The sequence below is a fragment of the Thalassotalea sp. G2M2-11 genome (assembly GCF_017168195.1).
Taxonomy (GTDB): domain Bacteria; phylum Pseudomonadota; class Gammaproteobacteria; order Enterobacterales; family Alteromonadaceae; genus Thalassotalea_E.
This window is the reverse complement of sequence record NZ_JADNYL010000002.1, coordinates 757,720-771,217: the sequence shown is the minus strand read 5'-3', so window position 1 is coordinate 771,217 and position 13,498 is coordinate 757,720. Positions and strand designations below refer to the sequence as shown.

General features: G+C 36.2%; 12 protein-coding genes. 9 read left to right on the top strand and 3 right to left on the bottom strand.

Features of this window, described 5'->3' with window-relative positions; all coding sequences use genetic code 11:
• The 9 genes from IV514_RS09330 to IV514_RS09290 are packed head-to-tail and all read left to right on the top strand — an operon-like array spanning position 1 to position 10,003.
• Positions 1–729, top strand: coding sequence for an SDR family oxidoreductase (locus tag IV514_RS09330; RefSeq protein WP_206484770.1), 729 nt, complete (start codon positions 1–3; stop codon positions 727–729).
• Positions 730–2,175, top strand: a complete 1,446-nt coding sequence (locus tag IV514_RS09325; RefSeq protein ID WP_206484768.1) for an AMP-binding protein — start codon at positions 730–732, stop codon at positions 2,173–2,175.
• Complete coding sequence (locus tag IV514_RS09320) at positions 2,175–3,245, top strand: acyl-protein synthetase (RefSeq protein ID WP_206484766.1); 1,071 nt, start codon at positions 2,175–2,177, stop codon at positions 3,243–3,245. The genes IV514_RS09325 and IV514_RS09320 overlap by 1 nt, the downstream gene beginning before the upstream one ends.
• Positions 3,229–4,422 carry an acyl-CoA reductase gene (locus IV514_RS09315; RefSeq protein WP_206484760.1) on the top strand — a complete coding sequence of 398 codons (1,194 nt, stop codon included), beginning with the start codon at positions 3,229–3,231 and terminating at the stop codon, positions 4,420–4,422. Before IV514_RS09320 ends, IV514_RS09315 begins: the two co-directional genes overlap by 17 nt.
• Before the next feature lie 27 nt (positions 4,423–4,449).
• Positions 4,450–5,613, top strand: a complete 1,164-nt coding sequence (locus IV514_RS09310; protein ID WP_206484759.1) for a DegT/DnrJ/EryC1/StrS family aminotransferase — start codon at positions 4,450–4,452, stop codon at positions 5,611–5,613.
• Positions 5,613–6,566, top strand: coding sequence for an NAD(P)-dependent oxidoreductase (locus IV514_RS09305; RefSeq protein WP_206484757.1), 954 nt, complete (start codon positions 5,613–5,615; stop codon positions 6,564–6,566). Before IV514_RS09310 ends, IV514_RS09305 begins: the two co-directional genes overlap by 1 nt.
• Before the next feature lie 8 nt (positions 6,567–6,574).
• Entirely contained in the window at positions 6,575–7,525 is a 951-nt protein-coding gene (locus IV514_RS09300; protein WP_206484755.1) for a GDP-L-fucose synthase, read from the top strand.
• Positions 7,518–8,651: a radical SAM protein gene (locus IV514_RS09295; RefSeq protein ID WP_206484753.1), complete on the top strand. Its 1,134-nt coding sequence runs from the start codon at positions 7,518–7,520 to the stop codon at positions 8,649–8,651. Before IV514_RS09300 ends, IV514_RS09295 begins: the two co-directional genes overlap by 8 nt.
• Before the next feature lie 26 nt (positions 8,652–8,677).
• Positions 8,678–10,003 (top strand): glycosyltransferase, encoded by a 1,326-nt coding sequence (locus tag IV514_RS09290; RefSeq protein ID WP_206484751.1) that lies wholly within the window; start codon positions 8,678–8,680, stop codon positions 10,001–10,003.
• Here IV514_RS09290 and IV514_RS09285 read toward each other — a convergent pair.
• The 3 genes from IV514_RS09285 to IV514_RS09275 are packed head-to-tail and all read right to left on the bottom strand — an operon-like array spanning position 9,998 to position 13,475.
• On the bottom strand, positions 9,998–10,915 hold the full coding sequence (locus IV514_RS09285) for a hypothetical protein (protein WP_206484749.1): 918 nt from the start codon (positions 10,913–10,915) through the stop codon (positions 9,998–10,000). The genes IV514_RS09290 and IV514_RS09285 overlap by 6 nt on opposite strands.
• 21 nt (positions 10,916–10,936) lie before the next feature.
• Complete coding sequence (locus IV514_RS09280; RefSeq protein ID WP_206484747.1) at positions 10,937–11,830, bottom strand: hypothetical protein; 894 nt, start codon at positions 11,828–11,830, stop codon at positions 10,937–10,939.
• Positions 11,817–13,475 carry a sulfotransferase domain-containing protein gene (locus IV514_RS09275; RefSeq protein ID WP_206484745.1) on the bottom strand — a complete coding sequence of 553 codons (1,659 nt, stop codon included), beginning with the start codon at positions 13,473–13,475 and terminating at the stop codon, positions 11,817–11,819. Before IV514_RS09275 ends, IV514_RS09280 begins: the two co-directional genes overlap by 14 nt.
• Between the last annotated feature and the right edge of the window lie 23 nt (positions 13,476–13,498).

Sequence of the window (13,498 nt, the reverse complement as noted above, 5' to 3'; positions counted from 1 at the left end):
ATGATTGTATTGGTCACAGGTGCATACGGTGGAATAGGTACGGCCGTTTGCCATCAATACTTACAACAAGGAGTGACGTTAGTTATTAGTGGGCGAAACTCGCAAAAGCTTAATGCGCTTCATGAAACCTTAGCCAAACAATATAAAAACCCAATTGTTTCATTGATTAGTGATAACAATGAACCTGAGCAAATTACTGCGTTATTTAAAGATATACACCAGACATTTAAACGGTTAGATGTATTTGTGCATTGCGCTGGTAGTTTATATGAGGCGCCAGTGATGATGAGTAAGTATCAGGACATTGTTGAGACGATTCAATCTAATCTAACTAGTAGTATTTTATTGGCGCAACAGGCCAGTAAATTAATGATGAGAACAAAATTTGGAGTGATCACTTTTTTTAGCTCTGTGGTTGCACAACAGGGGGCCCAGGGACAAAGTGTTTATGCCGCAGCAAAGTCTGGTTTGGAAGGACTAACTAAATCACTAGCAAGAGAGCTTGGTGGAATGGGTATCAGAGTCAATGCCATTGCGCCAGGGGTGATTGATACGCCTATGGTTGCACATTTTTCTGTTGAACAAAAAAAGCAACTGGCGGAAAAAACGGTTCTGGGAAGGCTCGGTAGTGCTGAAGAGATTGCTAATGTCGCCTGTTTTCTCTCAAGCCCACAAGCAAGTTACATAACGGGGCAAATTATTGCTGTAGACGGTGGTTTGGTTGTTTAAATGAACAGCATTTGTTTCTGGCATACTGATATTTTAGCAGAGCATTACGGCTCTAAAACTGCGATTGTTGAGCCTAAGTCAAATTATACAATTAGCTATCAAGAGCTTGATGATAAAGTGCAGCAAGCTAAGACGTTGTTAACGGCGAAAGATAAATTGCTGCTAGTGATCGTGGCAGAGCCTAATTTATCAACGCTTGTTTTTTATTTAGCCGCGCTACAAGCCCGTCATACTGTGTGGTTTGTTGAACGAACAATATCAGACAATGAACTCAATGACATGTTTGAGCTATATCAGGTGGATGCGATTATTCGTGATGAACAGATTGACTGGTGCTGCTTTGAATCGTCTAATGAAATTAAGCAGATTCATGCTGATATAGCATTACTTATTAGTACCTCTGGTTCTACTGCTAGTCAAAAGTTAGTAAAGCTCAGCTATGATAATCTGGCAGTAAATTGTCAATCTATTTGTCAATTTTTACCAATTACTTCTGCATCGACCACAATGACAACTTTGCCTTGGCATTATAGTTTTGGTTTGTCTGTTTTACATAGTCATTTAGCACAAGGGGCAATGCTTGTTTTAACTGATGGAAACTTAATGAGTCGAGAGTTTTGGCAATTATTCAAAGAGTATCAGGTGCGTTGTTTTTATGGAGTGCCCTATCATTATCAGATGTTATTGAAACTAGGGCTTAAGCGTTTGCCATTTGCGGATGTCGATTTTTTTGCTGTTGCTGGAGGCAAATTGACGGCTGAACAGGTTGAGCAATTAGCTGAGTGGTGCCAGAGCCATGATAAGCAGTTTTATCTGATGTATGGGCAAACGGAAGCGACGGCACGGATCAGTTTTTTAGCGCCGGAACTAGTGATACAAAAGCCGACATCAATAGGTCAAGTGATCCCCTACGGAAAACTATGGTTGATTGATGAACAAGGAAATAAAGTTAACTCTCAATATACCAATGGCGAGCTTTGTTATTCAGGACCGAATGTTATGCAGGGTTATGCAGAATCGCGAGATGATTTATCTTTTGTACAAGCCCCTGCTTTTTTAGCGACTGGCGATTTAGCTTATTATGATCGAGAAGGTGATTTTTATATCGCAGGCCGATTAAAACGATTTATTAAAATTCAAGGACATCGCATTAGCTTAGATGAGGTTGAACGCTTTATTTGCCAGTTATTGAAATTAGATAGCAATAGTGACTTTGTTTGTACAGGAGTAGATGATGCCCTTATTGTTGTGTTAGTAAATGAGATAATTCGGGGCGAACAAGGTGATGTTCTTCAACATATCAAGCAAATTAAAACGCAGTTAAGTCAGTATTTATCTGTACATAGCCAGTTTATTAAGGTTGCACAGGTTAACACTATCCCTCGGTTATCGTCAGGAAAAGTGGACTACCAAAGCGTTATTAATTCACAGTTAGGGGATGTTTAATGGCAAATTGGACTGAGTTGCTTGAATTACCGGTATATCAACTGAACAAAGCCGATAAAAAAGCGTTGTTTAGTACAGAGCTTTTTAAACTCAGTCAGCATCATTACCAGTCTTGCCTAGCATATCGTCGTATTATTGACGCAGTAGAACCTAGATTTTTTTTTAAAGAAAATCAACCGCCTATTGCATTAGCAGCAAATATTTTTAAACATCATTTTTTATCTAGTGTAGAGCAGCAAAATATTGCAAAAATTACTACCTCATCTGGTACCACTTCTGCACAAGTATCGAAAATAGCGCTGGATAAAGAAAATATTGCCCGTCAGCAACGAGTGTTAACCAAAATTATTAAGCAATGGCTCGGAAAAAAACGCTTGCCGATGTTGATCATTGATCATCCTAATGTGATAAAAGATAAACGTTCATATTCGGCTAGAGGTGTCGGTATACAAGGGTTATCGTTATTTGGTTATCATCATACTTATGCATTAAATGAAGATATGTCGATTAATGAAGACGCGATAACAGAGTTTTTTAGCCGCTATCAAAATGAGAAGGTTTTCATTTTTGGTTTTACTTTTATGGTATGGCAATATTTTGTTAAAGCATTGCAAAACTTAGCTCGTAGCTATCCGTTTAAACAAGGGATCTTGTTGCATAGCGGAGGATGGAAAAAGCTTCAACAGCAAGCAGTGTCTAATGATATTTTTAAGCAACAAACAAAACAGGTGTTAGGCAATATTCATATCCATAATTTCTATGGCATGGTTGAACAAACAGGAACTGTATATGTTGAATGTGAACAGGGGCATTTACATTGTCCAGTGTGGAGTGATATCCAAATAATCAATGTTGCCAATATGCAAGAGTTGCCTAAGGGGGAACGAGGTGTTATTCAGGTGAATTCTTTATTGCCGACTAGTTATCCTGGCCATGCGATTATAACTGAAGATATTGGTATTTTACTTGGTGAAGATGATTGTCAATGTGGACGTAAAGGAAAGTATTTTAGTGTGTTAGGACGTATTGAACAGGCTCAGGTGCGAGGTTGTAGTGACACACAAAATTAATTTGACTGAGCTTAACTGGCGGTTTCCTTTAATATCAGAAAAACAGCATATCGCTGATATTGATAGTGAAACATTATTAGCACCGTTTGCTCAGCAGTTACTAGATACTTTGAGTGAGCTTGGGCGTTATTTGATCCGTAACTCAGAAAAAGATGCCAATATTGTGGCATTAGGTTTTTGGCTAAGAAAGTCAAACTTAGCACGAATAGCTAAGCAGTATGCAGGGCAAGAAAGAACAGCAAAAGGTATTGTTTTTCATATTGCACCAGGTAATGTTGATACCTTATTTTTCTATTCTTTGGTGGTTGCTTTATTTGCTGGTAATATCAGTATTTTGCGCTTAAGTAGTCAAACCAGTGTCATTGCTGATAAATTGATCTATTTACTGAATCAGTTTGTTGGTAGTAATAATGCGTTTTATTTTCTCCAAGATTACATCAAGATAGTTCAGTATCAAAAAAATGATCAAGTTACACAACAGTTATCAAAATTAGCTGATGCCAGAGTGATTTGGGGTAGTAATAACACCATATCATCGATATCGGCAATTCCCGCAAAAGCAGATGCTGTTGATGTCTGTTTTCCTGATCGGTATTCCGTTGCTGTTATTCAGCTAGAAACAACACAGCAAGTGATTGAAGCAGTGAATGGCTTATTAAGTGATACTAAAGCATTTTATCAACAAGCGTGTTCTTCACCAAAAGTGATCTATTGGCTTAATACGGCGCAAAATTTGCAGCAGCAATTTTGGGAGATGTTATCTGCCAAGTTATTGGCTATCAGCGACGAAATGCCGCTAAATGAGTCAGAATATATTGCAAAAACACTGTATTGGCAGCAGGTTGGCATTTTAAGTGAAAGACCAGTAGCCGCTGAAGTAAAAAATCAAATGCTAACTCTCATCGCTGTTGAGGAAATATCGAGAGAAATTGTGGATGCTCACTGCGGGATATGGTGTTTTCTGGATATGCAACTAATGAGCATTGCGCAGTTAGACGTGTTGGAGCATTGTCAAACCATTGCCTGTTTTGGTGTTGATGAGAATGTGCTCAATAGCAAAGTGGCTAATACAGAGATAACTGCGAAAAGGGTCGTCAGTTTAGGGCAGTCATTAGTATTTTCTCATATTTGGGATGGTATTGATTTAATTGACATGCTTACTATCCGAGAAAAATAAAAATCACAGCTTTAGTGTGGAGAACTTATGTTTTATGAATTGGCGACGCCAACGTTTGGCGAAGAAGAACATGTAGCATTGAAAAAAGTCATTGATAGTGGCTTTTTCACCATGGGGCAATATGTCGAAAAATTTGAGCAGCAATTTGCAGCGTATCATGACAAAAAATATGCAGTGATGGTGAATTCTGGTTCATCAGCAAACCTGATTGCCACTGCCGCTTTATGTTTTAAGAAAGATTCGCCGTTGAAGCCGGGTGATGAGGTTATCGTCCCTGCGATATCATGGGCTACAACCTATCATCCGTTGCAGCAATATGGCTTGAAATTAAAATTTGTTGATGTCGAACTTGATAGCTTGAATATTGATGTTAGTGCGTTAGAAGATGCGCTTACAGCTGAGACAAAAATGATTGTTGGTGTCAGTATTTTGGGCAATCCTGCGGCATTAGATGTCATTGAGAGTTTCGCTAAACATCACGGGCTGTATTTTCTTGAAGATAATTGTGAATCGTTAGATGCTGAACTAAATGGCCGAAAAGCGGGGACTTTTGGTGATATCGGTACTTTTAGTTTCTTCTTTTCACATCATATTTCAACGATGGAAGGGGGAATGCTGGTCACTGATAATGAGGAGCTTTATCAACTCGCATTATCATTGAGAAACCATGGCTGGACCAGAGGTCAACCGGATAATTCATTATTATTTGAAAAACAGCATGATGATTTTAACGAAGCGTATCGCTTTATCTTGCCTGGGTATAATGTACGCCCTGGTGAACTGCATGCGGTGGTTGGTATTGAACAGTTAGCCAAGCTACCTGAGTTCACTAAGATTCGCCGGAAAAACTTAGGACTTTTTCAGCAGTTGTTCGGTCAAGATCCTCGTTTTATCACTCAACAAGAACATGGTAAAAGCTCTGCTTTTTGTTTTCCTATGATAGTAAAAAAAGCAGCTGGTATTAGCAGAGAGCAAGTATTTGAAGCATTAAAAAAGGCAGATATAGGCTATAGAATGATCACAGGTGGTAACTTTTTGCGCCACGACGCCATTAAGTATTTTAACTGGTCTTCAGTTGGTGAGATGACTAATGCGGATTATGCGCATGATTATGGCTTTTTTATTGGTAACCATCCGGTTGACTTGGCTGAACAACTTAATACATTACATCAAATTTTAGGTGAGCTTTAATGACGTACTCAACAGATAAGAAAAATATATTAATCACTGGTGGTGCCGGGTATTTAGGTTCAGTGCTGGTACCTGAATTACTTGCTTTAGGTCATCAAGTCACCGTACTAGATAACTTTATGTTTAATCAGGATCCATTAAACACTTTATGCTTAAATCCAAACTTTGATGTTTATCGAGGGGATTGCCGGGATAAAAAGCAAATAGCGCCATTGCTTGCGAAAGCAGATGTTGTTATTCCTTTAGCGGCTTTAGTTGGTGCTCCGCTTTGTGGTCGTGATGAAATTGGAACCGTCAGCACTAATAGGGATGCAGTTGTGATGTTGACCGAATTAATGAGTCAAGAGCAACAGCTATTGATGCCGATTACCAACAGCGGTTATGGTATCGGTGAAGCGGGTAAATATTGTAATGAAGAATCACCACTGCGACCAATTAGCCTATATGGCACCAGTAAAGTAGAAGCGGAACAAGCTGTATTAGCTAAAGGTAATGCTGTTAGCTTTAGGTTAGCTACTGTTTTTGGTATGTCACCAAGAATGCGCCTTGATTTATTGGTGAATGATTTTGTCTATAGAGCCGTTAAAGATAGTGCGATAGTGTTATTTGAATCGCATTTTAAACGTAATTTTATTCATATCAGAGATGTCGCCAATGCATTTATTCATGGTTTGAATAACTTTGATAGTATGAAAGGACAGGCTTATAACGTAGGTTTGTCTGATGCTAATTTATCCAAAAAAGAATTATGTGAAAAAATTCAGCAGCATTTGCCAAAATTTGTCTTTTTAGAGGCGCCGATAGGAGAAGATCCTGACAAGCGAGATTACATAGTCTCGAATGCGAAAATAGAAGCAACGGGTTACAGACCTCAAGTTTCGCTTGATGATGGTATTAAGGAGCTTATTAAGGGCTACCGTATGATTTCTAATACCAAATACAGTAATGTTTAGGCGATTTTGTGACAACTTTTACTTTAGAAAATAAGCGAGTTTGGGTGACAGGCCATACGGGTATGGTTGGCTCTGCCATATGTCGACAGCTAGCAAATGTCGCGGGAGTGACATTATTAACGGTTGAACGCAAAGCGCTAGATTTAACTCGACAACAAGCAACAGAACAATGGTTAGCAGAGCAGCAACCTGAGGTTGTTTTTCACTGCGCAGCTAAAGTGGGTGGCATAGAAGCAAATAAAACTCAGCCGGTTGAGTTTATTAGCGAAAATTTAACCATAGGGCTTAACGTGATCAACGGTGCGGCAAAATATGGCGTACAAAAGCTGATAAATTTAGGTTCTTCTTGCTTTTATCCTAAACTGTCTGAGCAGCCGATTGTTGAATCTTCTTTGCTGAGTGGAGCGCTAGAGCCGACTAACGAAGCCTATGCCTTAGCGAAAATTTCACTGGCTAAGTTATGCCAGTTTTATCATCAACAATATCAAAAAGACTTTATTACCGTTGTGCCAACCAATTTATATGGGCCTGGCGATAATTTTGATCCTAATGCAGGGCATGTGATTGCGGCGTTAATTGATAAATTTGTGATGGCGAAAAAGCAGCAATTATCAAGTGTCACCTTATGGGGAACGGGGAAGCCGCTCAGGGAATTTATGCACGTTGATGATGCGGCTTCAGGATTAGTTTTTCTGGCTCAACATTACAGCAATGATAAGTTGATAAATTTATCGGGAGGAAAAACCGTTTCTATTTATCAATTGGCTCAAACTATAGCACAGATTGTTGACTATCAAGGGGGGATTCTTTTGGATGAAAGCAAACCCGATGGCATGATGAAAAAGTCGTTGGATGACTCCTTAGTTTCTCAGTTGGGCTGGAAACCTAAAATAACATTAATTCAAGGACTTAAAAGTACTGTTGAATTTTACTTAAGTAGGGTGGCACCATATGAATAACATTGAATTACCAGAATTTCCTTTGCCCAAAATTATAGAAATAGAACCCATACAGGGGTGTAATTTTAAATGTACTATGTGTCATGTTAGTGTGATGAAGCCTGATAATGTTTATCTAGATAAACGCTTTCTTGATAACATTGGGCATTTTCCAAAGGGAACTCATGTCGCTTTAGGGACATCTTTTGAGCCAACTATGCATCCAGACTTTGCTGAAATTGTTCAGAAATTATCAGATAAAGGGCTTCAAATTAGTATGACAACTAATGGCTCTAAATTTAGTAATAAATTAATCAATGATATAAAAGATGTAAATTTTTATCGGGTAACATTTTCATTTGATAGTGCTAATAAAACTTCTTTTGAAAAAATAAGAATTAATGCGAATTTTGATAAAGTTACAGAAAGGTTTTTAAAGTTTAAAAATAGTGTAACTAAAGATGATGTTTATTTTACGATTAACAGCACTATTATTAACGAAAATGCTCCTGATATATTAGAAACTGTAAAATTTGCAGAGAGGGAAAAGTTTAATGCGATTGGCTTGATTGCTGCTGTTTATCGGGTTAATGATACCGTACTTAATGAGTCTGATTTTGTTTATTCAAATATTGATTATTATAAAAATCAAGTTATTAGTACTATTGATTATGCTATAAAACATGAGTTTAATGTCATCATAAGTTCTGCTTTGGTTGTATCTGAAAACTTAAAAGAGATCTATCCAGATAAAGTTAAAAATAATCTAATTATTAAAGATGCTACGGTGAGAGAACATTTATCAATTAATGAGCTTCAATTAGGGAAAATGAAGGGAATGCCTGTTGATTGTCTCTCTCCATTTGTTCATGTAAGAATTAAGAATGATGGCAAAGTTATGCTATGTAATAGGCATGCTATAGGTGATATATATACAGAAACTTTAGAAAGTATATGGTATGGGGATAAAGCTAATTATGTACGTAAAAAATTAATGGCTGAACCTAGTATTTGTTATAGCTGCTCTTATTTTAAATTTTGCTTAAATCAGAAAAATTTGAAATATGAGCAAGATACCCAAAGCAATAGAACATTGAACACTATTATTGATACTTCTAATATCATTGATATTTCAAATATTACTTAAATGTTTTCGACATCACGGAGTGTGATATGACGTATAAGTGGCTTTTTATTGTACAAAATTTTGAAATCAAAGGATATCAAGATAGTGCAGCGAGAGCAGAAGTTGTGGCGCCTATTACTAAGTCCAGTTTTGTAAATAGTTACAGTGTTTTATGTTTTGATAGAACATATGATAATTTCTATAAAGAAATTATTTCAGAAAATATAGTTAACCTTAATATTAGGTTGAAGGGTAAGCCTGTTGTGATTTATGGGGCGGGTATTCATACTCAACAACATTTAGCGCAATTTAAGCAATTTAATATTAAAGCAATAGCTGATAGGGATAGTTCTTTATGGGGGGGGGAGCTTGAAGGAGTTCTAATTATTTCACCTGATGACATTCTTCAGTACAGTGAGCATGTTGTTATTTCAAGTAAAGCTTATGAACAAGCTATTTATGAAGAACTTAGCGAACGTTTGCCTGCTCTCTCATTACACAGACTTTATTACTTAAATGATAATAACGCTGAATTTAATCAACAAATGCAAGCTAGAATACTTAAGGAAGTTGAATGTTTTGAGCCTGATATTATTTTTTATTGCCCAACTCATCCTTCGGATTGCTTACCGGTCGAGCACTGGTTAGAAATTAAGAAAAAAGCAAAGGGAACAAAATTCATTACTGTATGGTGGGATTATGATGAAGAAAGTGAAAATAGTCCTTATCTTGCATTTGAGCGAGATTGCTTACAATGGAATGATCTTTGTATTGAAAATAGCAATATTACCCGCATTGAAAATATGAAAAAAGGATTACCGCCTTATCAGTTTCACCATAACACTGAGAAAGTTGTTTTTCACCCTACAATTTTTGACCCTGATCTTTTTTATTTTGATTCATCAATTAAAAAAAAGTATGACATCGCTCTATTTGGTAGTGCTGCTGGACATAGAAAAAAGTGGATTGATTTTTTGCAAAGGACTTATAAGGAGCGTTTTCATCACATTGGTGGGGTGATGCATGGTGAAAAAACGTTAAATATTTCTGATTATGCTAAAGCTTTGCAAGCGACAAAAGTCTGTATAAATACGCAAACGTATCCTTTTAGAGAACAATGTAAGGGTAAAGTCCGTGAAGCATTAGCTTGTGGTGTTGCTTTATTAGAAGAGGATAACGCTCAAACTAGGAAATTATTAGATTCAGGCAATGGAATTCTTTATTTCTATAACCAAGAAAGCTTACTTCAACAAATAGAACGTTTATTAGATGATGATGATATGCTCAATGAATTAGTCAATCAGGGACAAGCTCAATGGCAGCTCATAGGTCGTCCTGATTCATGGGTACAAAGGTTACTTGACTATTTATAGGCTTAAGTTGATAAGCAATTCTTGAGCAATGAGGCTGAGGCGTTGTTCTTCTTTAAATGCTTGTAGTGAATTATATGATTTTTCTAGCCAACTATTTGTTTCTAAAGTATTTAATGCTTCTTGAATGATGTCTATCTGTGCAATTTCAACATAATTTATAATGGGGCAAGCGTCAGAGCATTCTTCCGTCAATAAGAAAGATTGGTTTGAAATATGATAATGGCCTCTTGAATTTGAAAAAACATTCCAATCGGCATCCTGTTTTATATTTAAGCAGACCTTTGCTCGGGCAACCAAGTCGTCTCGATGAAAACTTGCTGTTAATACATCTGCTATATACACATTACATTTAGTAGGGGATAGTTGATTTATTATCGATTCTCTATACGGAGTTAGTGAGCCAGTAAAAAGTATATCAATATCTTTATCTGTGCTATTTCTGTGCCGTACCGATGAAAAACCATCCACATACCCGTGCGGGATAAATGTTACTTTTCTTTTTAGTAGTTTACTAAATAATAGGGCTTGGCTGGGGTTAAGGTGAAATACTGATTTTGCTAACCTTTCAACTTTCAAAAAGTTGTCGAATCGTTCTAACCAATAGTCGTTTTTACCATATTGAGTGTTATCATTGGTATTATTTGAGGTATTGTTAAAGCTATCTTCATTTAATAGCTCAGTTGCAATGATTGAGAACTCACCTCCTTCTTGTGAGAAAGCTTCAAGTTTTTTTCGATAATCATGGTTAAAGTTTTCAAGTAAAATATTATGCGCATTAGGGGATAATTCTTTTTCGATAGAAGAATTGAGGCCAAGTTCAAGGCACGCGCTATGAAACATACGTAGCGTGTCAGCTACCACTATGCCAAAATTCCAGTGATTTCCATATACCCAGCAAATTTTTTTTTTCATATAATTTAACCTTAACATCTTTTAGAAAGTAGTAACATCTGCTTTCCATTTATATCCCATTTTATGGAAGCACTGAGCATAATTTTTCTGCTCTATAATAAAGTCAAAGGCTTGATGTTGCCAAGCTTTCCAATTTGCAAATATTTTATGACTGTTGATACTATTATTCTTGTTTCTATGGTTGTTCACAGCCCCCCCATCTACATAGGTTTGTAAAGTATTTATATCATATTCATGTAGTGTGATGGCTTCACATGTATCTCTAAGGTATTGAATATTACTTATTGCTTTCTCCATGTGTATTGTTTGCATTTGAGGTCCATATCTAATTTCATCTTGGGCAATATTGTGCAAAGTATAAACGCTTAGTAAGAATGCTTTTTGTTCAAGACTATTTCTATCAAACCAGTTACAAGCCACTATTTCTGGGAACCTTTCAATAAATAAGGTAAAGAATTTTTGATAAGCCTCTTTAAGTTCAGTTGTCTTTTCTGCTGAAATAACACCTGAACTATGACTTTCTATAAAGCATATGGGGTCTCTCATTAAGTGAAAGGTGCTGGGTTTAACTACCTCATAATCTTTTTTATAAAATAGCTCTCTGCATACATAGCTATGTACATTGCCATAACTTTTATAATCAGGGTAAAGTTCATGATAGTGACTATATAAGTCGGTCAATGAGCTTGATTTTATTTGTGCGATCAGTTCCCTCCCCTTCGTTAAAGCATCTAAGTTCTCTACTTTATTTTTTGCTAGTTCTTTCTCCTTAAAATAATCTCCAGTAACAATAGAGTCAAAAGCATAAGTGCCATGGGCTACGTACACATCATGGTTTGAAGCCAATACATAACTAAGCCAACGAGAGGCAGAGTAACCGTAAGAAGTAACAGCCCAGTTATTAATTGTTCTCATAGATATCAACCACTTTTTCAATAAAACCTTGTTGTTTAGCTATACTTTTCATACTGTTTCTCACAGAAATAGCGGAAGGTGTTAATATTATTTTGCCATTGAATTGTGCTAACGCTGTGGATGACTTAACCTTTGCTCCCCAAATAATATTCTGAGCTTCGAGCAGGTCAAATAGTTGAATATGTCCATTTTTTATTAAGTTGGTCATTTGTTTAATATTAGCGTTAACCAAGTTATCAAAATCTTTTGATATTCCCCATATTGCAATAGGTTGATGAGCTAAAGCAAGTTGGATTAAGCGGAGGGCATTTTGCTGATAAAAGTCTTGGGTTAAATGTTCTGCCGTTATATATGTTGATTCTTTTCCTATTTCTATTGCGAGTGCTTTAAGCGATTCTTTGCATTGCGTAAACGCATCATCTGCTTTTGATGTATTATCAATTGTAGTTAATATTTTATTTACCTTTTCAGTTGCAAATTCAGACGTTTCAAGCAAATCTTTTGCTAAGGTATTATATTGATCAGGGCAAGCAAAACGAGTGATCGAGGCATGATTACCTAAGTATTTTTTAAAACCGAAATTACTATCATCAATGTTAGATTTATTAAAGGAAAAGGTTCTTAAGTTTTCATCTATTATTGGTGGTATATAGTTTGATTTTAAATTATCCGATACCTGTTTTTGAAATGTGGAATACTGACTTTCATCAAAATACTGATATTCAGGATAGCCCAATTTCATGGCTATTTGATCGAATCCTTTGCTTTTTAATAATTCAATATGTTCATTTGTGAGACAGTTGTTCCAATCTCCGACAATTCCTTTGTTTTCTCTAAAATTATGTTTATGACTAATAAAAGTATTTCTGTGATCCATTGAGGCCCAAATGTTCTTAGCTACCTGGTTTGGTATATTGATCGTTAATAAATTGGCTATTTCTAATATCGATTGTATCGGCTGTTCAATAATATTTTCCCAATACACTGTGTGATAAGCACCTTGCACAGAGAGTAAATTGTTAAAATAATTTAATTGAAAGTCGATTAATCCCTCAATTACCCCTAAGTCAGATAGTTTATTAATTGCGACTTGTTCTCGTAAGACTGTCTCATTTTCTCTAGGTAGGTATTTTTGAATGTACTCGCTAGTTAGCGCATTTAATGAATGAACAGATGAATTGAGAATGCCTGCGGGGTTTCTTAACGTGGTTATTTTCAGGTAGTGATTGAATTTTGAATTTTCAATCCAAATCTTAGGGTTTTCATGGGAATGAACATGAGAGTAATAGTTAAATAAAGCGGGATGAAAATTATGAGTGAGTAAAATATCACCTATATCTTTCAAACCAAAATACTTTCTGACACCAAAGCAATTTTTTCCGTCAGCAAGCCACTGAGGCCCCCCCATAATTCGTTTAAACTCACCATTAACGAGTAAGTTAGTGGCCACATTGTGTTTTTTAAAAACTGTAGAATATTGATGGTATAAATATTCACTTAAGATAGGCTCGATTCTGTGGATAAATGAAAATTTTTCAGAGTTTGTAGCCCCTTTTTGAGCATAATTGAGTATCTTTTTTATTATAGTATTTGTTAATGCATATCCACTTCTTGGTATGCCTACGACCAGTGTATTTTCGTACATAACAATTCACGCCTTATATTTAT